Annotated in this window: 19 protein-coding genes and 1 tRNA gene; 19 read left to right on the top strand and 1 reads right to left on the bottom strand. The window is 58.3% G+C overall.

Features of this window, described 5'->3' with window-relative positions:
• The first annotated feature begins 264 nt into the window (after positions 1–264).
• The 18 genes from VLY20_11975 to VLY20_12060 all read left to right on the top strand — a co-directional run bounded on the left by VLY20_11975 (position 265) and on the right by VLY20_12060 (position 16,009).
• Complete coding sequence (locus VLY20_11975) at positions 265–831, top strand: isoprenylcysteine carboxylmethyltransferase family protein (protein HUK57364.1); 567 nt, start codon at positions 265–267, stop codon at positions 829–831.
• A gap of 18 nt (positions 832–849) precedes the next feature.
• Entirely contained in the window at positions 850–2,418 is a 1,569-nt protein-coding gene (gene purH, locus VLY20_11980) for a bifunctional phosphoribosylaminoimidazolecarboxamide formyltransferase/IMP cyclohydrolase (GenBank protein ID HUK57365.1), read from the top strand.
• Between the two features lie 35 nt (positions 2,419–2,453).
• Complete coding sequence (purD, locus tag VLY20_11985; GenBank protein ID HUK57366.1) at positions 2,454–3,767, top strand: phosphoribosylamine--glycine ligase; 1,314 nt, start codon at positions 2,454–2,456, stop codon at positions 3,765–3,767.
• Positions 3,768–3,810: 43 nt separating this feature from the next.
• Complete coding sequence (locus VLY20_11990) at positions 3,811–4,782, top strand: glycosyltransferase family 2 protein (protein HUK57367.1); 972 nt, start codon at positions 3,811–3,813, stop codon at positions 4,780–4,782.
• Entirely contained in the window at positions 4,775–5,404 is a 630-nt protein-coding gene (locus VLY20_11995; GenBank protein ID HUK57368.1) for a phosphatase PAP2 family protein, read from the top strand. The genes VLY20_11990 and VLY20_11995 overlap by 8 nt, the downstream gene beginning before the upstream one ends.
• Positions 5,401–7,062 carry a glycosyltransferase family 39 protein gene (locus VLY20_12000; GenBank protein HUK57369.1) on the top strand — a complete coding sequence of 554 codons (1,662 nt, stop codon included), beginning with the start codon at positions 5,401–5,403 and terminating at the stop codon, positions 7,060–7,062. Before VLY20_11995 ends, VLY20_12000 begins: the two co-directional genes overlap by 4 nt.
• A complete protein-coding gene (locus VLY20_12005) occupies positions 7,040–7,993 on the top strand; it encodes a lysylphosphatidylglycerol synthase transmembrane domain-containing protein (protein ID HUK57370.1) in 954 nt (317 codons plus the stop codon). Before VLY20_12000 ends, VLY20_12005 begins: the two co-directional genes overlap by 23 nt.
• A 187-nt stretch (positions 7,994–8,180) precedes the next feature.
• Complete coding sequence (purE, locus tag VLY20_12010) at positions 8,181–8,690, top strand: 5-(carboxyamino)imidazole ribonucleotide mutase (GenBank protein ID HUK57371.1); 510 nt, start codon at positions 8,181–8,183, stop codon at positions 8,688–8,690.
• Entirely contained in the window at positions 8,644–9,339 is a 696-nt protein-coding gene (locus VLY20_12015) for an L-threonylcarbamoyladenylate synthase (protein ID HUK57372.1), read from the top strand. The genes purE and VLY20_12015 overlap by 47 nt, the downstream gene beginning before the upstream one ends.
• Entirely contained in the window at positions 9,333–10,844 is a 1,512-nt protein-coding gene (locus tag VLY20_12020; protein ID HUK57373.1) for an ATP-binding protein, read from the top strand. Before VLY20_12015 ends, VLY20_12020 begins: the two co-directional genes overlap by 7 nt.
• Positions 10,841–12,253 (top strand): sigma-54 dependent transcriptional regulator, encoded by a 1,413-nt coding sequence (locus tag VLY20_12025; GenBank protein HUK57374.1) that lies wholly within the window; start codon positions 10,841–10,843, stop codon positions 12,251–12,253. The genes VLY20_12020 and VLY20_12025 overlap by 4 nt, the downstream gene beginning before the upstream one ends.
• Before the next feature lie 183 nt (positions 12,254–12,436).
• Positions 12,437–12,751 carry a hypothetical protein gene (locus tag VLY20_12030; GenBank protein HUK57375.1) on the top strand — a complete coding sequence of 105 codons (315 nt, stop codon included), beginning with the start codon at positions 12,437–12,439 and terminating at the stop codon, positions 12,749–12,751.
• 121 nt (positions 12,752–12,872) lie between these two features.
• Positions 12,873–13,157, top strand: a complete 285-nt coding sequence (locus tag VLY20_12035; protein ID HUK57376.1) for a hypothetical protein — start codon at positions 12,873–12,875, stop codon at positions 13,155–13,157.
• A gap of 208 nt (positions 13,158–13,365) precedes the next feature.
• Positions 13,366–14,397 carry a phosphoribosylformylglycinamidine cyclo-ligase gene (gene purM / locus VLY20_12040; GenBank protein ID HUK57377.1) on the top strand — a complete coding sequence of 344 codons (1,032 nt, stop codon included), beginning with the start codon at positions 13,366–13,368 and terminating at the stop codon, positions 14,395–14,397.
• Positions 14,390–15,142 carry a phosphoribosylglycinamide formyltransferase gene (gene purN / locus VLY20_12045; protein HUK57378.1) on the top strand — a complete coding sequence of 251 codons (753 nt, stop codon included), beginning with the start codon at positions 14,390–14,392 and terminating at the stop codon, positions 15,140–15,142. The genes purM and purN overlap by 8 nt, the downstream gene beginning before the upstream one ends.
• 33 nt (positions 15,143–15,175) lie before the next feature.
• Positions 15,176–15,664, top strand: coding sequence for a tetratricopeptide repeat protein (locus tag VLY20_12050; protein HUK57379.1), 489 nt, complete (start codon positions 15,176–15,178; stop codon positions 15,662–15,664).
• Entirely contained in the window at positions 15,661–15,915 is a 255-nt protein-coding gene (locus tag VLY20_12055; protein HUK57380.1) for a hypothetical protein, read from the top strand. Before VLY20_12050 ends, VLY20_12055 begins: the two co-directional genes overlap by 4 nt.
• Positions 15,916–15,933: 18 nt before the next feature.
• A tRNA-Ala gene (locus VLY20_12060) sits at positions 15,934–16,009 on the top strand.
• 113 nt (positions 16,010–16,122) lie between these two features.
• Here VLY20_12060 and VLY20_12065 read toward each other — a convergent pair.
• A complete protein-coding gene (locus VLY20_12065; GenBank protein ID HUK57381.1) occupies positions 16,123–16,341 on the bottom strand; it encodes a hypothetical protein in 219 nt (72 codons plus the stop codon).
• A 356-nt stretch (positions 16,342–16,697) separates the two neighbouring features.
• On the opposite strand from VLY20_12065, the gene VLY20_12070 reads away from it, so the two are divergent.
• On the top strand, positions 16,698–17,324 hold a 627-nt coding region (locus tag VLY20_12070; protein ID HUK57382.1), incomplete at its 3' end, for an FAD-dependent oxidoreductase.

Genomic DNA, 17,324 nt, shown 5'->3' on the forward strand with positions numbered 1-17,324 from the left:
TCTTTGACCATCGTGACCCCGAAAAAGTGAAATGGCTTGGTGAAAGAAAACTTGATGTTTAATCAGGGGGGGAGGCGGCCCGGGTCGGACCGGCTCCCCTCCGTCCCTTCGACCCAAGCTCGGGGTTTCACCTCGCGCGCGTCCATTTCCTCCTTGAATTTGCACGGGTCATCTGATATTCTACCGGCACCTTTCAAGCGAGGATCACGTTTTGTTCGTCCGAACCCAGCGAGCCATGCGAGCCCCCTTAGCAACGGAGGTATTGTGGCCACGCCCCTAGCCGCGCGGACCAAGCGCGTGACGTTCAAAACAATTCCGGTCTATCTGGCCTTAATCCTCCTGATATTCTTTGCCCGACCCACGCTGAGCTTGTTTGTTCCGGGTCTCATTTTCGTTCTGATCGGAGAGGCGCTTAGGGTCTGGGCCGCGGGCCACTTGAAGAAGACGAAAGAGGTGACGACCACCGGACCCTACGCCTACGTGAAGAATCCGCTTTATCTCGGGACCCTGCTGATTCTGATCGGATTCTGTTTGATGGCCCAAAACATGTATCTCCTGATCATCGGTCTGGCGATCTTTTTCGTTTATTACGCCCCGTTCAAGAAAAAACGGGAAGGGGATCGCTTGCGGGAGCATTTCGGCCGGGCCTGGGTCGATTACGACCGGGCCGTTCCGGATTATCTTCCGAGCCTTCACCCTTATCCGGGACGGGGAAGCGGACGCTGGGAAGCCAAATGGTTTTACGAGAACAGCGAGGACGGAACGGCCCTGGCGGTCGCCGTCGGCATCCTGGCGATCGGTCTTCGATTTTGGTTCGGCGCGGGACAATAAAAATTCAGCGAGGGGCAAATGAAGATTCAACGGGCGTTGATCAGCGTATCGAATAAGGAAGGGGTGGTCGAGTTGGCCAAGGGGCTGACGGCGATGGGGGTCGAGATCCTGTCCACCGGCGGGACGTCCAAGGCCTTGAAGGAGGCCGGGATTCCGGTGAAGGACGTGGCCGATTTCACCGGTTTTCCGGAGATGCTGGACGGCCGGGTCAAGACGCTCCATCCCAAAATCCACGGCGGGCTCCTGGCCCGGCGCGACGATCCGACGCATCTGGCCCAGATGAAACAGCAGGGTCTCGAGCCGATCGATCTCGTCGCCGTGAATCTCTATCCCTTCGAAGCGACCGTGGCCAAACCCGACGTCCGTTTCGAGGAAGCGATCGAGAACATCGACATCGGCGGCCCGGCCATGCTGCGTTCCTCGGCCAAAAATTTCGAGCACGTGACGGTGATCGTGGACCCCCGGGATTATCCCAGGGTGCTCGAGGAGCTCCGAAGCAACAAGGGGACGGTCTCCCGGGAAACGCGCTTGGGACTGGCCAGGAAGGTCTTCAACCACACCGCCCGTTACGACAGCGTGATCTCCGCGTATCTGGAGAACCGCGTCAAGGAAGCGGATCGGGTGCGCTTTCCGGGCGTCTTCACGCTGCAGGTTGAAAAGGTCGAGGATCTCCGCTACGGGGAGAATCCGCACCAGCAGGCCGCGTTTTATCGCGAGTTCCACCTCGCCGAGCCTTCCATATCGACGGCGAAACAGCTCCACGGCAAGGCGATGTCCTTCAACAATTTCCTGGACGCCAACGCGGGACTGGAGCTGGCGAAGGAGTTCGACCGAACGGCCGCGGTCATCATCAAGCACAACAATCCGTGCGGCGTGGCGACGGGCGAGACGCTGCTCGAGGCCTACACCCTCGCCCGGACGACGGATCCGATCTCGGCGTTCGGCGGGGTGATCGCGTTCAACCGGCCGGTGGACGTCGAGACGGCGGAAGAGATCGCGAAGATGTTCGTGGAAATCGTGATCGCGCCGGGTTTCGAACGCGGCGCCCTCGACGTGTTTAAAAAGAAAAAAGACCTTAGGCTGCTTGACGTCGGCCCCGATTTGAACGCGACGTGGGAGCGGCGGGGCGGGATGGACATGAAGCGGGTGGTCGGAGGACTGATCCTGCAGGACCGCGACCTGGGCCGCATCGACGATCCGAGAAAGCTGAAGGTCGTCACGAAGCGCAAACCCACGGAGGAGGAGTACGACGCCATGGCCTTTGCCTGGATCGTCTGCAAACACGTCAAGTCCAACGCCATTGTGTATGCGAAACCGGGCCGGACGATCGGCATCGGCGCCGGCCAGATGAGCCGGGTCGATTCGGTGAAGATCGCGATCATGAAGGCGCAGTCTTCGCTTTCCGGGGCCGTGATGGCTTCGGACGCCTTCTTCCCCTTTCGAGACGGACTGGACGAGGCCGCGAAGGCGGGCATCCGTGCCGTGATCCAGCCCGGCGGCTCGATCAAGGATGAGGAGGTGATCCGGGCCGCCGACGAGCACGACATGGCGATGGTGATGACCGGCATGCGGCATTTCCGTCATTAGGAGAGGAGGCCGCTCGAAATGTCCATCTGCGCCCCATGAAAATCCTCGTCATCGGAAGCGGCGGTCGGGAGCATGCCCTGGTCTGGAAAATGTCCCAGAGCCCGAAGGGAGCGACTCTTTATTGCGCGCCCGGCAATCCCGGAATGGCCCGTCTGGCGGACTGTGTTCCCATCAAAAGCGATGATCTGAACGGACTCCTTAACTTTGCGAAGCGGGAGGGGATCGACCTCACGGTCGTGGGACCGGAGGGCCCCTTGACGATGGGTATCACGGACCGCTTTCGGGAGGCCGGGCTTCCCGTCGTGGGTCCGTCGCGGAAAGCGGCCGAGATCGAGTCCAGCAAGGCCTTTTCAAAATCGTTCATGGAACGGCATGCCATACCCACCGCCGTCGCCAAAATTTTTCATGAGCCGGAAGCGGCCGTCCAATACGTCAAACAACATGGGGCGCCGATTGTGGTCAAGGTGGACGGTTTGGCCGCCGGCAAAGGCGTCGTCATGGCGCAGGACGAGGCCGAGGCGATCCGGGCGATCGACCTGATCATGCGCCGGAAGACCTTCGGCGAAGCCGGAAACCGGATCTTGCTGGAAGAACAACTGGAAGGCGAAGAGGCCTCCTTCCTGGTCTTCACCGACGGGAAGACGGTCATCCCGATGGCGACATCCCAGGATCATAAGCGCGTCTTCGATCAGGATCAGGGTCCCAACACCGGCGGCATGGGCGCGTATTCGCCGGCGCCCGTGCTCTCGGAAGAGTTGCAGGAGCGGGTTCTCCGCGACATCGTCCGGCCCACGATCGACGGTCTGGCCCGGGAGGGCAGGCCGTTTCAGGGGATATTGTACACGGGTCTGATGCTCACCCGGAGCGGGCCGAAGGTTTTGGAGTACAACGCCCGTTTCGGCGATCCGGAGACGCAAGTGATCCTGCCGCGTCTTGAGAGCGACCTGGTCGAAATCCTCCAGGCGCTTTCGATCGGGGCCCTGGACCGCGTCCGGGTCCGGTGGAGCCCCAAGGTCTCGGTTTGCGTCGTGTTGACCGCAAAGGGATATCCCGCGACCTATGAATCCGGCCGCGCCGTCCTCGGCATCGATGAGGCCGAATCCCAAAACGGCGTGGTGGTCTTCCACGCCGGGACCGCCGTTCGCGACGGAGAGCTGGTGACGGCCGGCGGGCGTGTATTGGGCGTGACGGCCGTCGGACGCGATTTCCAGCAGGCCCGCGAGTTCGCCTACGCCGCGGTGAGCCGGATCCGCTTTGAGGGCATGCATTGCCGGATGGACATCGGTCTCAAAGGGATCGAGAGTCTCAAAGGACGGAAGGGGCCCGAGAGCCTAAAAGCGGCGGGGTGAATACCCTCCGCGCGCGCGCTCGTTTAAAAATAAAGAGGTCGGGATGACACTGCCGGACAGACCCTTGCTGAGCGTCGTTGTGCCGGTCTATAACGAAGAGGCCGTTTTGCATGAATTCTTTAAACGGCTCCAAGCGGTCCTCAACGAGCTGCGCGGACTTTCCGGCGCGGAAATTATTTTTGTGGACGACGGCAGCCGCGACGGCACGGCGAGGATCCTGTCGGAGCTGGTTCGCTGGAACAAATCCGTCAAGGTGCTTCAGTTCTCCCGAAATTTCGGCCATCAAATCGCGTTGACGGCGGGACTGGATCATGCGAAAGGGGATGCGGTCGTGGTGATCGACGCGGATCTCCAGGACCCGCCCGAGACGATCCCCCGCTTGCTTGACAAATGGCGGGAAGGGTATGAAGTGGTCTATGCCGTCCGCGAGAGCCGCGAGATGGACTCCTGGTTCAAGCGGAGCACGGCGCGGCTGTTCTACGCCCTCATGCGGATAATCGGAAACCTCGACCTCCCGATGGATGCCGGGGATTTCCGCCTGCTGGACCGAAAAGTCGTGGATGCGTTTCGGTCCATCGGCGAACGCCACCGCTTTGTCCGCGGGCTCACGCTTTGGGTCGGGTTCCGCCAAACGGGCGTTCTCTACGCCCGCGCGGAACGCTTCGCCGGAAGCACAAAATACCCCTTCGGCAAGATGCTCAAACTGGCCTGGGACGGCGTGACCTCTTTTTCCTTTGCTCCTCTGCGGCTCGCGATCTATCTCGGGCTGATCGTGTCGGTTTTAAGTTTTCTGTTGGGGCTTTTTGTGATTTTTGGACGGTTTTTTTTCGACCGGACCGAATTCCTGGGTTTCCCGACGCACGGGTGGGGCTCGCTCATGGTGGCGGTCTTGTTCCTGGCCGGCGTCCAGCTCATCGTTCTGGGCATGATGGGCGAGTATCTGGGGCGGACCTATGACGAAGTCAAACGCCGTCCGCTCTATATCCTTCGGGAGAGAATCGGCTTTGATGAGTAAGCCGACACCCGGTCATCCCCGTCGATTGCGGGTGAGCCGAAAGGGGCTGATCCGGGCGGGCGTGATCGTCGCTCTCCTTCTGCTCGTCTTTCTTGAGGACGGTCCGATCCGCGGCGTCATCAAGGATCTTCGGGTCCATGCGGTGTTGAAACTGATGCATCTTCTGACCTGGCTCGGGCGGGGTTGGGTCCTCGGGGCGGAGGCGATCGCACTCTACGGAATCGGCCGGTGGCTGAAACGGCCCGAATTAAAGCAGGCGGGCGTACGGTGTTTGATCGCGGTGTCGGTCGCCGGCGCGGCCGTGCAGGTGATCAAGCATCTGGTCGGACGGCCACGCCCGAGACTGGTGGACAGGGGCATCGTGGATTGGGGCCCGTCCTTTGTGAGCGGACACGACTCGCTCCCTTCCGGCCACACCATATCGGCCTTCGCCATGGCCGCGGTCCTTTCGGCCTTCTATCCGGCGGGTCAATGGATCTGGTATGCCCTCGCCGTCCTGGTGGCTTTTACGCGGATCTACATCGACGCGCATTTTCCCTCGGATGTCTTCGTCGGGGCCGTCTTGGGCGTGCTGATCGGCGTGTGGGCTTCGCGCCTGAAACGGGAGCGGCTTAAATCATGACCCGGGACACCGGCTTCTGGACGGCGCTGATGCTGGGGGGCTTCCTGTTTTTCTATCAGCTCGGCGCCGTGCCGCTGTTTGATCTGGACGAAGCGATTTACGGCGAAACCGCCCGGGAAATGGTGGAAACCGGAAACTGGATCACCCCGCAATTCAATTACTCGCCCGATTTCGACAAACCGGTTCTGCTGTACTGGTTCATGGCCGCGACCTTCCAAATCTTCGGCCCGTCCGAGTTCTCCGCGCGCTTGCCCTCGGCCGTTTTCGGCCTCGCCCTGCTGGTCATGGTCTACGGCTTCGCCCGGCGGGCCGCGAACGCCCGCACCGGATTGCTCGCGATGCTGATCCTGTCCAGCAGCCTTGAGATGGTGGCGCTTTCCCACGCCGCGTTGACCGACATGCTCCTGGTCTTCTTCATCACCGCCGCCTTGGCCTGTTTCTATCTGTTCTACAAAACGGAGCGCGACTTCTGGCTGGCCGGGGTTTATCTGGGCGCGGCCCTGGCGGTTTTGACCAAGGGCCCGGTCGGTCTTGTTCTGCCGGGTTTGACCATTTTCCTTTTCATCATCACGGTCGGTCCGCGGGACAAGCTTCTTCGAAAAATCCGGCCGGGATGGGGGATGCTTATTTTTTCCGCCGTCGCGCTCCCGTGGTATGCGGCGATCTTTTGGCTTCACGGCGCGGACTTCTGGGATTCCTTTATTCTCCGGCACAACATCGATCGCTTTACCTCCGTGATCGGAGGCCATGCCGGCGCCCCGTTTTATTATCTGGCGGTCCTGGCGATCGGTTTTTTCCCATGGGCGGCGTTTATTCCCGCGTCGCTCCTTTCGATTTTTACCGCTTCGGATTCCTCCGAGCGATGGAAACATATCCGTCGCTTCCCGGTGGAACGTCCCTTGGAATGGTTTCTTTTGTTGTGGGCGGCCGTTGTTTTCCTGTTTTTCACGGCGGCCGGGACCAAGCTTCCGAGCTATATCGCGCCCGCCGTTCCGGCGCTGGCCGTTTGGGTCGCCTGTTACCTGGACCGGAGGATGGATGCATCCTCCTCGACGGACGCGGCGGAAGACCGGCTCTCCCTGGGCTTGATGGCGGTCCTGACCGTGATCACGGCCGGCCTTCTCCTTTCCATTCCCCAAGGGATTGAATGGGCCCGGATGAAGTACGGCGCCCTGGCCCCCTTCTTGGTCCAGCCGATCGATCTGAACCGGGTTTTGATGACGATGGCCGCGATTCTTTTGGTCGGCGTGATGACCTACGCGTCGCTGTTGCGCTTGATGAGACGGTGGGCGGGGTTCATGGTGTTGGTGCTGATGATGGGCGCGTTTGTGTTCGTCCTGCTGTTCGATTTCATCCCGTCGGTGAGCGGGTATGTGCAAAGGCCGTTGCAGGACCTCACCGAACAGACGCGGGGATGGATCCGTCCCGAGGAGCCTCTCGTGGTGTTCGGCATGAGAAAACCCAGCATTCTGTTTTACGCCCGCCGCGGGGCGGTCATCTTTAAATCGAATCAACAAGAAGACCTGCGTCGTTTCGTCTCATCGAATCGCCATGCGGTGGTGTTGAGCCAGGTCGCTTTGATTCCGGTCCTGGACGCCGTGCCTCAGCTCACGATCCGCGCGGAGCAAGGAGGGTATGTCCTGGCCACCAATTTCTAAGTTCGACCTCTCGATTCCGGTCTCGTCCGGGCCCCGCCGATGGCTGACGACCGCGTTCAAAGCGGTCGTCAGCCTGGGCTTGCTTGCCTACCTGTTCAGCCAAATCGACGTCCGGTCGGTGGGGCGGTCGTTACAGAATCTTCATGCCGGCTACTTTATTTTGGCATGGGTCGCTTATTTCGGACTTCAGTTCGCGGGCGTTCTTAGGTGGAGGATCATGGTGCGGATTCAGGGTTACGAGCATCCGTTTGGCCGCTTGACCGCCTTCCACTTTATCGGGTTGTTTTTCAACCTCTTTCTTCCGACGTCGATCGGGGGCGACCTGGGGAAGTGTTATTACCTGGCCGAGAGTCGCGCCGATGTCCTGCGGGCCATGGCGACGGTCCTGGCCGATCGGATCAGCGGGATGGTCGCCGTTCTCGGCATCGCATCGGCGGCCATTTGGGCCGGCCGGTCGGTTGTGATCCCGGTCTGGATGACCGTGGTTACGCTCGGCGGGGCCGGTCTGCTGGCGCTGGGTCTCCTGCTGCCTTTCGGGTTTCCCGGTCTATTGCGGAAATACGTCCTGCCGTATCGCTATTGGGAAAATCCCAGGTTTTTGGCGGTCTCCCTGGCCCTTTCATTTATCATCCAGCTTGCCATGGTCGTCATTCATATGTTGATCGGCCGGGCGGTGGGCGTCTCCGTCCCGTGGGAGTTTTATTTTGTTTTCGTGCCCCTGGTGAGCGTCGCGGGAATGATCCCGATCAGCCTCAACGGTCTGGGTGTTCGTGAAGGCGCGTACGTTTATTTTTTAGCCCAGGCGGGCGTCTCCGCTCCGCCGGCCATGGCCTTCGCCGTTCTCTTTCTGTTCCTGATCACCGGGCTGAACGTTCTTGGCGGTCTCGGCTGGATTCTATTGTCCGGTCCCGTTCCAAGCGTCAAAACTTGACCCGCAGACCGCGGAAGGCTATATTAATTACCTAAAATGAACAAAAGGGTCGCTCTCAATTGGCTTCCGCCGTCTGTGGGAATCGACTCGGCGAGCAAAGCGAGCGAGAGGGGGAGGCTTCATCCGGCTTCGCCGGCGGAGGGGGCGACGCTAGCCCCCATAATGAATGAATGGAGGAGAAGAACGATTGCGAAAACCGTTGGTCAGCATCGTCATGGGCAGTGAATCGGATTTGGCTGTGATGGAACAGGCCGCCGTGATTTTGGACGAATTCGGCGTGGCCCACGAATTTGCGATTACATCGGCCCACCGCTCGCCGGATTGGACGCGGCGTTACATTTCCGAGGCGGAGAAAAAAGGGGTCGAGATCTTTATCGCCGGGGCCGGGGGCGCGGCCCATTTGGCCGGCACCGTGGCTGCGCATACGACGCGCCCTGTGATCGGCGTTCCCATCGATTCGTCCTCCTTGAAGGGTCTGGACGCTCTTCTTTCGACCGTGCAGATGCCGGGGGGCGTCCCGGTCGCCACGATGGCGATTGGAAAAGCCGGGGCCAAGAACGGGGGAATCCTTGCGGTCCAAATATTGGCAATCAGCAACAAGGTATTGGCAAATAAAATCAAAGAATTTAAAATAAAACTTGAGGAAGAAGTTGAGGCCAAAGCAAGACGTATCCAAAGGGCAGGTCGTCAAGGTTGATCCTCTGCGACCGGAATCCGCTTCATCCCGGGAAGCGGTCAACCGGGCGGTTCAGCGGATCAAATCGGGCGGAATGATCGCCTATCCGACCGAGACTTTTTACGGGCTTGGGGTAGATCCTCTCGACGCGGCCGCGGTTGAACGTCTGTTCACGGTCAAGGGACGGGAGCCGGGCAAGCCGATCATGATCGTCGTGGATGAAATCAAACGAGCGGAAGGAGTCATCGGAACCATATCACCGGAGGCCTGGGATCTGATGCGGAGATTTTGGCCCGGTCCCTTGACGCTCTTGTTGGCGGCCTCCTCCCGGCTGCCTTCCGCGGTCACGGGCGGATGCGGGAAAGTCGGGATACGGGTTCCCTCGCATCCGGTCGCCCTTAGGCTTCTTCAGTCCCTCCGTCAACCTCTGACGGCCACAAGCGCCAACCGTTCCGGCGAACCGGGCGCCACGACGGCCCAAAACGTGTATGAAACGCTGGGTCCCGACCTGGACCTCATCATCGACGGAGGCGAGACTCCCGGCGGGAACGGCACAACGATTGTCGATATGACCTTCCATCCCCCGCGCTTGATCCGGGAGGGTAGGATACCCTTCCGTGACGTCCTCGCCGGTCTCGGATTGAGCCTCACGGAGGATCATGAATGGTGAGATCCGCGTTCAAGAAGATCACCGGCCGTCTGAAGCATCTCCGCCTGAACACCAAGCTCCAGCTCATGATGCTCTCGCTGTTGTTTTTATCCCTGTTGGCCTCGTTGGCCTTCTACTGGCTGACGGAAAAGGCGGTCGTCAAGGAAATTATGGCCGACACGGAAGACCTGACGACGGCGATCCAGATCAGCGTCGAACAATTGACGACGCACGGGGCCACGGACGAGGCCCGGCTGAGGGATTACGTCAAACGACTCAATAAAAAGGGCGTCAAGGAGATCTCCGTTCTAAGCAACGAGAATCAGGTCATCGCCAGTTCCAATCCGCATCGGAAAGAACGACCCCCGGACCCCAAGCGTCGCGATCTGGTGATTACGGAGCGGATCGGGGAGGATGCGGGAACCAAGAAAGACCAGAAACCCTACAATATCCTGGTTCCAATCGTGGTCGGCGGAGAACAGTTGGGCTATGTCCATATCATCATGATCATGGATGACTTCAATCGTCTGATCCGGGAAAGTTTCTATACGCGTTTGGCCGTGCACATCGTTATTTTTTCGGTCGGGATTTTTCTTTCATTCTTTTTGGCCTGGCACTATACCCGGCCCATCAAGCAGGTCGTGGAGGCGGCTAAAAACGTTGCGGCCGGGGATTTGAGCACGCCGCTGGTGGTGCAGGGGGGCGGAGAAGAGATCGGCGAACTGACCCGGAGCTTCAACGAGATGGTGGAGAAGCTTCGCTTGCAAAAATCCCTTGAGGGACGCCTGCGCCATGCGGAGCATCTCTCGGCCGTCGGCCAGCTGGCTTCCGGCATCGCCCATGAAATCCGCAATCCCCTGAACCTCATCAATCTCAGCATCGACCACCTGCGCGTTCAGTTGGATAAGGCCCATTTTCTCGATAAAGCGGAGATCGACTCCTTGGTGGCCAACATCAAAACCGAGATTCATCGGCTGAACCGGATGATTGAAAATTTTCTCGATTTTGGAAAACCGCTCCGCCTCCAGATGCAATCCGCCGATTTGGCCGGCATTTTATCCGAAGTGCTGCAGCTCGCTCTTCCCAAAGGAGTGGATCAGGGGGTTCGATTCGAGACCCGTGGAATTCACGAACTTCCCAGGGTGCTGGTCGATGTGGAACAGATCAAGAACTGCTTCGTGAACATCACCCTGAACGCGCTTCAGGCGATGAGTCAGGGAGGGGTGCTGCGGATTCACGCGCAGGCGGATGACGAAAACAACCGGGTGCTGGTGCATTTTGAAGATAACGGCTCCGGAATCGAGTCGGACCATCTTCAGAAAATCTTCGAGCCCTATTTTACGACCAAGAAACTCGGCATCGGGCTGGGACTGGCGTTGACGAAGCGGGTCTTGGAAGAGCACGGCGGGACCATTTCCGTCGCCAGCGCAAAAGGAATGGGAACAACCGTCACCATTTCGCTTCCCATGGAAGCCGTGCCTGCCGGCAGGCCCACCGCGGCGGGCAGGCGGGGGGTTCATGCATGAAACAGGGAAGTATTCTGGTCATCGATGACGAACGATCCCAGCGTGAAATTATGGCGCTCATTCTCCGGTCCGAGAAATACGAGGTGGATCTGGCCTCGACGGCCAAGGAGGCCGTCGGCAAGTTCCAGTCCGGTGAGTACGATGTCGTTCTGACGGATCTAAAATTACCGGATACGGAAGGCCTGGGCATCGTTCAGAGGATTTTTCAGCTGGACCCGTCGGCTTCCGTCATCATCATGACGGCGCACGGCTCGATCGATTCGGCCGTCGAGGCGATGAAGCTGGGGGCCTTGGATTACATTACCAAGCCCCTGGAGCGGGAAGAACTTTTGATCGCCGTAAAGCGGGCCTTTGAAAAGATATCGCTCGTCAAGGAAAACACCAGGCTCCGTCAACAACTTCAGGATAAATTTCATATCAACAACATCATCGGGAATCATCCCCGCATGCAGGAGGTTTTCGAAGTCGTCAAGAAAATTTCAAACAGCATGGCGACCGTTCTGATCAACGGGGAGTCCGGAACCGGGAAGGAACTCCTGGCCCGGGCCATTCATTTCAACAGCGCCAGAAAAGACAAACCCTTCCAGGCGATCAATTGCGCCGCGATTCCCGATACGCTCATCGAAAGCGAGCTGTTCGGTTATGAAAAAGGGGCGTTTACCGGAGCGACGGGTCAACGGATCGGACTTTTCGAAGCGGCCGACGGCGGGACGCTTTTTCTGGACGAAGTCGGAGACCTCAGCCTTCACCTTCAGGGCAAGTTGCTTCGCACGCTCCAGGAGCGGCGCATCCGGCGGATCGGGGGATCGGAAGAGACGGCGATCGATGTCCGCGTCATTGCGGCCACCAACAAACGCCTGGACCAGGAGATCAAAAAGGACCAGTTCCGGGAAGACCTTTATTACCGGTTGAACGTCATTTCAATCCAGATGCCCCCGTTGCGCGAGCGCGGGACGGATATTCCGGAACTGGTGCGCCATTTTATCCGGATCTACAACCAAAAAACGGGCAAGCAGATCCAAGGCATCAGTCGGGACGCGATGCGCAAACTGCTTGAGTATTCCTGGCCTGGAAACGTTCGCCAGTTGGAATCGTCCATCGAACGGGCGGTTCTCCTGTGCGAGCAGGATGTCATCGGGGTCGCCGACCTTTCTCCTGAAATCTGCCGTCTGCCTTCCCCGATGACGGGGCTCGGCCTTGAGTTGCCCGCCGAGGGCATATCGCTTGAAGAACTGGAGCGTGAATTGATTTTCAAAGCCATGGAGCAATCCGAATGGATCATCATGAAAGCGGCGAAACTACTGGGTCTGACCTATAAAACACTGCAGTACCGCTTGGAAAAATACGGGATCAAAAAACCCGGCGTCCCTGCCGCAAATGAGGCAGACAAAACCCCAGAAAAGGCGTAGAGGTCCGAAAGATGTTTATTGGAATGCCGCAGTCCCGATCCAACACATGAAGATCAATAGAGATTTTTAAAATCCGGATTTTAAAAAATTGGCATGAAAGATGCTTTTAGATAATAGGTTGTGCCATGTCTTACGATAAAGACGCGCAACAAATCATTAAAACTTTGAGAGGAGGTGAATGATATGCGGAAAATGATCCTGTCAGCAGTAATTTTCTCCTTCTTGTTTTTGCCTGTTTTGTCCGGCTGTGAATCAAAACAATTGAAGGAGGAAAACGCCACACTGAAACAGCAGGTGGACACCCTGTCAAAAGACAAGGCCGGGATGCAGTCCCAGATGAGCCAGACCATGGCGCAGCTGGATGACATGAAGAAGAAGAATGCCGACCTTGAGAAGGAGAATGGAGACCTTAAAGCCAAGCTCGCGGAACTTCAGAAAAAGTCTCCGAAGCAGCCCGCGAAGCCTGCGTCCAAGCCGGCCGCGAAGAAGAAGAAATAACGTCGGTGCAACGAGTCGAGGAGGCGCCGGCCCGAATTCACTTCGCGAAGCGGAGGGCCGGATCGGAAATATTAAGAGCCGTTTTGTTTTGCGCACCCATTTAGAGAGGAGGTGAAAATACATGAAGCGAATGATTCTAGGTTTGATCGTAACGGTCGCCGTACTGTCCATGGTCAGCATGAGTTGGGCGGGTATGGTCACGGGCGAGTTGACCAAGATTGACGGCTCCTTCTATGTGGTCAAGGAAAAGAACGGGACAGAGCACCGCATCCATTTTGACGACTCGACTCAGAAGACCGGGGAGATCAAGGCCGGGGCGAAGGTCGAAGTGGACGATGCGAACGGGCATGCAAAATCCATCAAAGCCATGGACATGAATATGGACATGAAGATGGACAAGAAGTAGTTTATATTTTTTTATAAAAGAGGCACGGTGTCGTCCGGCATCGTGCCTCTTTCTTTGCGAGGGTCCGTTTCATGGTTTTCGAGATCGGAGGGCCTTCCAGCGCCTCCATTTCGGGTTTTCCTCGCTTTGGGCGAGCCCGGGCGGTTGATCTTTTTTGCCTTTTCTTGTATCATTACTAGGATGCATTTTTAAAATCCGGGTCCTGAATATGCCGCGTCTCACTTATAAGGCCGCCGGTGTCGATATCGAGGCCGGCGATGCATTTGTCCGGACGATCAAGCCGCTGGTCCGTTCCACATTCCGTCCGGAAGTGCTGACCGATATCGGCGGATTCAGCGGGCTGTTCGCGCTCGAAGCCAAGAAGTATAAAGAGCCCGTGCTGGTTTCCGGAACGGACGGGGTCGGAACGAAACTCAAGCTCGCCATTGAGATGGACCGGCACGACACCATCGGGGTCGATCTGGTGGCGATGTCCGTCAACGATGTCGTCGTAACGGGCGCCGAACCTCTCTTCTTTTTGGACTATCTTGCAACCGGCAAACTCCGGCCGCGGACCTCGGTGGACGTCATCCGCGGAATTGTCGAAGGCTGCCGTCTGGCCGGATGCGCCCTGCTGGGCGGAGAAACGGCCGAGATGCCTTCGTTCTATGCGGAGGGGGTTTACGATCTGGCCGGGTTCGCGGTGGGCGTGGTCGAAAAAAGCCGCGTCATCGACGGCCGCCGCATTATGGCCGGCGACGTGTTAATCGGTCTTGCCTCAAGCGGCCTTCACAGTAACGGATTTTCCCTGGCCCGCAAGATTTCCTTTGAGGTGGCGGGACATAAAATCACCGACCGGATCCCCGGATGGACCCGCCGTCTGGGCGAGGAGCTTCTGACCCCGACCAAAATCTACGTCAAGCCCATTTTGCAATTGGTCCGCGATCTGGACGTCAAGGGATTGGCCCATATCACCGGCGGGGGATTGACCGGCAATCTTCCGCGCATTCTTCCCGAGGGTTGTCAGGCGCAAATCAAACGGGGGAGCTGGCCGGTCCCGCCCGTCTTCGAATGGCTCGAAAAACAGGGGGGGGTTGCGATCGAAGAGATGTATCGCGTCTTCAACATGGGGGTCGGCATGGTGGCCGTCGTCGGTCCAGACCAGGCCGACCGGGCGATCGAGAGACTCAAGGATTTATCCGAGCCGGCTTTTTTGATCGGCAAGGTCATCCCGGGGGAGCCGAAAGTCGTTTATGAGTAACTCCAGGCTTCGGTTGGGGGTTCTGGTCTCCGGCCGCGGCTCAAACCTTCAGGCAATCCTTGACGCCGCCTCGGCCGTGAGGACCGACCCAGCGAGCAAGGCGAGCGAGAAGGGGAGGCTCCATCCGGCTTCGCCGGTGGAGGGGGCGACGCGAGCCCCTTTAATCGACGCAAGCGTGGAAGTGGTCGTCAGTGATAGATCGCAGGCCCAGGCCCTCGACCATGCCCGCCGGAGCCGCATCCCGGCCTTTTTTCTGAATCCCAAGGACTACGCCGGCCGTGAAGCCTACGATGAGGCCCTTGTTCATCTCCTGCGCGAGCACCGGGTTGACTTAGTCGTCCTGGCCGGTTACATGCGCTTGATCACGTCCCGTTTGATCGAACCCTACAAAAATCGGATCATCAACATTCATCCCAGCCTCTTGCCGGCCTTTTCCGGGCTTCACGCGCATCGACAGGTTCTGGAATGGGGCGCCCGTGTCTCCGGCTGCACCGTCCATCTCGTGGATGAATCGATGGACCAGGGCCCGATCATCATTCAGGCCGCGGTGCCGGTATTCGACGAGGACACCGAAGAAACGCTGGCGGCGCGGGTTCTGGAGCAGGAGCATCGGATTCTTCCGCAGGCCATCCAGTATTTTGCGGAGCAGCGCCTGCACGTTTCGGGGCGGCGGGTCATTCTCAAGGCGGCGCAAAAAATGACCGGGGCGAAGATCGTATCGCCCATGATCGAGATCGGTTTTTAAAAAAATATTCTCGAAACGGGAGGATCATCGGCCATGTTGCTCAATGACACGTTCTTGCTCGCATGCGCGTATCTGAAGGAAGGGAATTACACGGAAGCGCTGGTTTACTTCCGCCGCTTGTTGGCGGCGTATGAGGAGGATGCGTCTTCCACGGTCCCGCCGGAACTGCTGTCCTATTTCGGTCTGGCCTTGGCTTTCGGAGAAAACCGGACCAAGGAGGCCGTCACCTACTGCACGACGGCGATCAAGAAGGAATTTTACCGGCCCGAGTTTTTCGTGAACCTTGCGCGCGTTTATTTGTGCGCGAATCGCCGGTCCAGCGCGGTGGACGTGCTGTACAAGGGGCTCAAGATCGACAATCAGGACCCCGCCATTCTGGCGGAGCTCCGCCGGCTCGGCGTCCGGCGAAAACCGATCTTCGGTTTCCTGACGCGCAGCCACATGCTCAACAAATACCTGGGCATGATGACGTCGCGCTTCCGCGACAAAGACAAACCGGTCCGCAAGCCGGTGGCGTTATGACGATCGATTTAATCGATCTGCTCGAGGAGGAATTCAAGCTCAAGCGGTTGCGACGGATCGTGGATCAGGCGGCCGCGGATCTGCGATGGAGGACGGACTCGGAAGCGGGGGCGCGCCGTCGTATTGAGGAGGCCCGCGATCGCGTCCTGGAGCTGTTCCCCGACGGTGAGGAGCTGTTCGATCGGCTTTACAAACCCCGTTTTGAACGAATTTTTAAAGAACGGCTTGTGTCCGTCATGAATTTCAAATAGAATATCTCAAGCTTGCGTGGGGCTGTAGCTCAGTTGGGAGAGCGTCTGGTTCGCAATCAGAAGGCCGCCGGTTCGATCCCGGCCAGCTCCACCAGAATTTTTGCAGAGCAAAAATTCAAAGCATTCGAGCAGTGAAATAATAGATCATTGGAAAAGGATGGAGCGGCGCGAGAATGCGGTCTAAGCTCCACTGTCCCAACCGTGTATTCACCGACCCGGTGTGCCGCCCATTTTCATCTGCATCAGTTGAAGGTCTTTCCGAAACCCGCGCAGCGCGTTGACCGCGTCCACCAGCGTGTCATTATCCTGATCCGATAACGGGAAGCCGTCGAACTTTTTCGCCATCTCCAGGATGGTTTCCATATCCCGTCGACTGCAATTGGCCACGCGGATCAACCGTTCAATTTCCTGAGCCGTCATCTTCATCGATCATCCTCCCAATCTTCAGCGGGCCGCAGGGTCGTTCTTCATTTTATTTTTCTCCGTCCGCCGCCGGAAGGAAGAACAGGCCGGGCGACGGCCGAAGCGACCATGAGCAAAGCACGCGAGTCGAAAGACAGATCAAAACCCCACTGGATGTTACCCCGATCGACGGATGGAATCAAGAGGGGAAGTCGGCTTATAACCTCATTTATTTTTTTGACAAGCGCTGATTCGGTATGCTAAACTGGCATCAATTTTGTCGTGCCGGCCGCCTATTGCGATAGAAGCGGAATCGGGAAAAGCTCAGGAAAAGTAAGTACAAAGCGATCAAGCGAAGAAGAAAGCGGCGATAAGATAAAATGGCATCCAAAGACCAGTCTTCACACCTCATTGTCGTCATCGGGGCCGGGCCGGCCGGGATGGCGGTCGTCAACAACATGTCGAAGGCGGGCCGTCGGGTCGTGGTTTTGAACCGCGACATCAAGTTCGGCGGATTGGCCGAGTACGGCATTTTCCCGACCAAACACCGGCTGCGGGGCGGGCTCAAAAAAGGGTATTGGGACGTCCTGAATCGGGAAAATGTGGATTATTTCGGCAATGTGGCGGTCGGCGCCAACAACGACATCATGCTTTCGGACCTCAACGAGATCGGGGCAAGCGCTCTGGTCTTCGCCACCGGCGCGCAGGGGACGAAAACGATCGGCGTGGAAGGGGATAACGCGGTCGGCGTCTACCATGCCAAGGACGTCGTCTACCATTTTAATTTGTTGCCGGGCTTCAGCCAGAAGCCGTTTGAGATGGGCCAGCGGGTGGCCGTGATCGGAATCGGGGACGTGATGGTCGATATCGCCCACTGGCTGATCCGTTATAAAAAGGTGAAAGAGGTCACGGCCATCGCGCGACGCGGCCCCGCGGAGCGAAAGTACAATGCAAAGGAGATTCGCGCGGTCTGCTCCAACGTTGATCGGCAGGATCTGAGCGGGGAG

It is taken from the genome of Nitrospiria bacterium (assembly GCA_035517655.1).
In the GTDB taxonomy this organism is placed as follows: domain Bacteria; phylum Nitrospirota; class Nitrospiria; order JACQBZ01; family JACQBZ01; genus JACQBZ01.

Coding starts and splice junctions, on each gene's coding strand:
- VLY20_12030 (HUK57375.1), top strand. CDS start 12,437: ATGCGGAAAATGATCCTGTCAGCAGTAATTTTCTCCTTCTTGTTTTTG.
- VLY20_12005 (HUK57370.1), top strand. CDS start 7,040: ATGTCCTGGCCACCAATTTCTAAGTTCGACCTCTCGATTCCGGTCTCG.
- VLY20_12050 (HUK57379.1), top strand. CDS start 15,176: ATGTTGCTCAATGACACGTTCTTGCTCGCATGCGCGTATCTGAAGGAA.
- VLY20_11990 (HUK57367.1), top strand. CDS start 3,811: ATGACACTGCCGGACAGACCCTTGCTGAGCGTCGTTGTGCCGGTCTAT.
- VLY20_12020 (HUK57373.1), top strand. CDS start 9,333: ATGGTGAGATCCGCGTTCAAGAAGATCACCGGCCGTCTGAAGCATCTC.
- VLY20_12055 (HUK57380.1), top strand. CDS start 15,661: ATGACGATCGATTTAATCGATCTGCTCGAGGAGGAATTCAAGCTCAAG.
- VLY20_12065 (HUK57381.1), bottom strand. CDS start 16,341: ATGAAGATGACGGCTCAGGAAATTGAACGGTTGATCCGCGTGGCCAAT.
- VLY20_12000 (HUK57369.1), top strand. CDS start 5,401: ATGACCCGGGACACCGGCTTCTGGACGGCGCTGATGCTGGGGGGCTTC.
- VLY20_12025 (HUK57374.1), top strand. CDS start 10,841: ATGAAACAGGGAAGTATTCTGGTCATCGATGACGAACGATCCCAGCGT.
- purN (HUK57378.1), top strand. CDS start 14,390: ATGAGTAACTCCAGGCTTCGGTTGGGGGTTCTGGTCTCCGGCCGCGGC.
- purD (HUK57366.1), top strand. CDS start 2,454: ATGAAAATCCTCGTCATCGGAAGCGGCGGTCGGGAGCATGCCCTGGTC.
- VLY20_12035 (HUK57376.1), top strand. CDS start 12,873: ATGAAGCGAATGATTCTAGGTTTGATCGTAACGGTCGCCGTACTGTCC.
- VLY20_11995 (HUK57368.1), top strand. CDS start 4,775: ATGAGTAAGCCGACACCCGGTCATCCCCGTCGATTGCGGGTGAGCCGA.
- purH (HUK57365.1), top strand. CDS start 850: ATGAAGATTCAACGGGCGTTGATCAGCGTATCGAATAAGGAAGGGGTG.
- purM (HUK57377.1), top strand. CDS start 13,366: ATGCCGCGTCTCACTTATAAGGCCGCCGGTGTCGATATCGAGGCCGGC.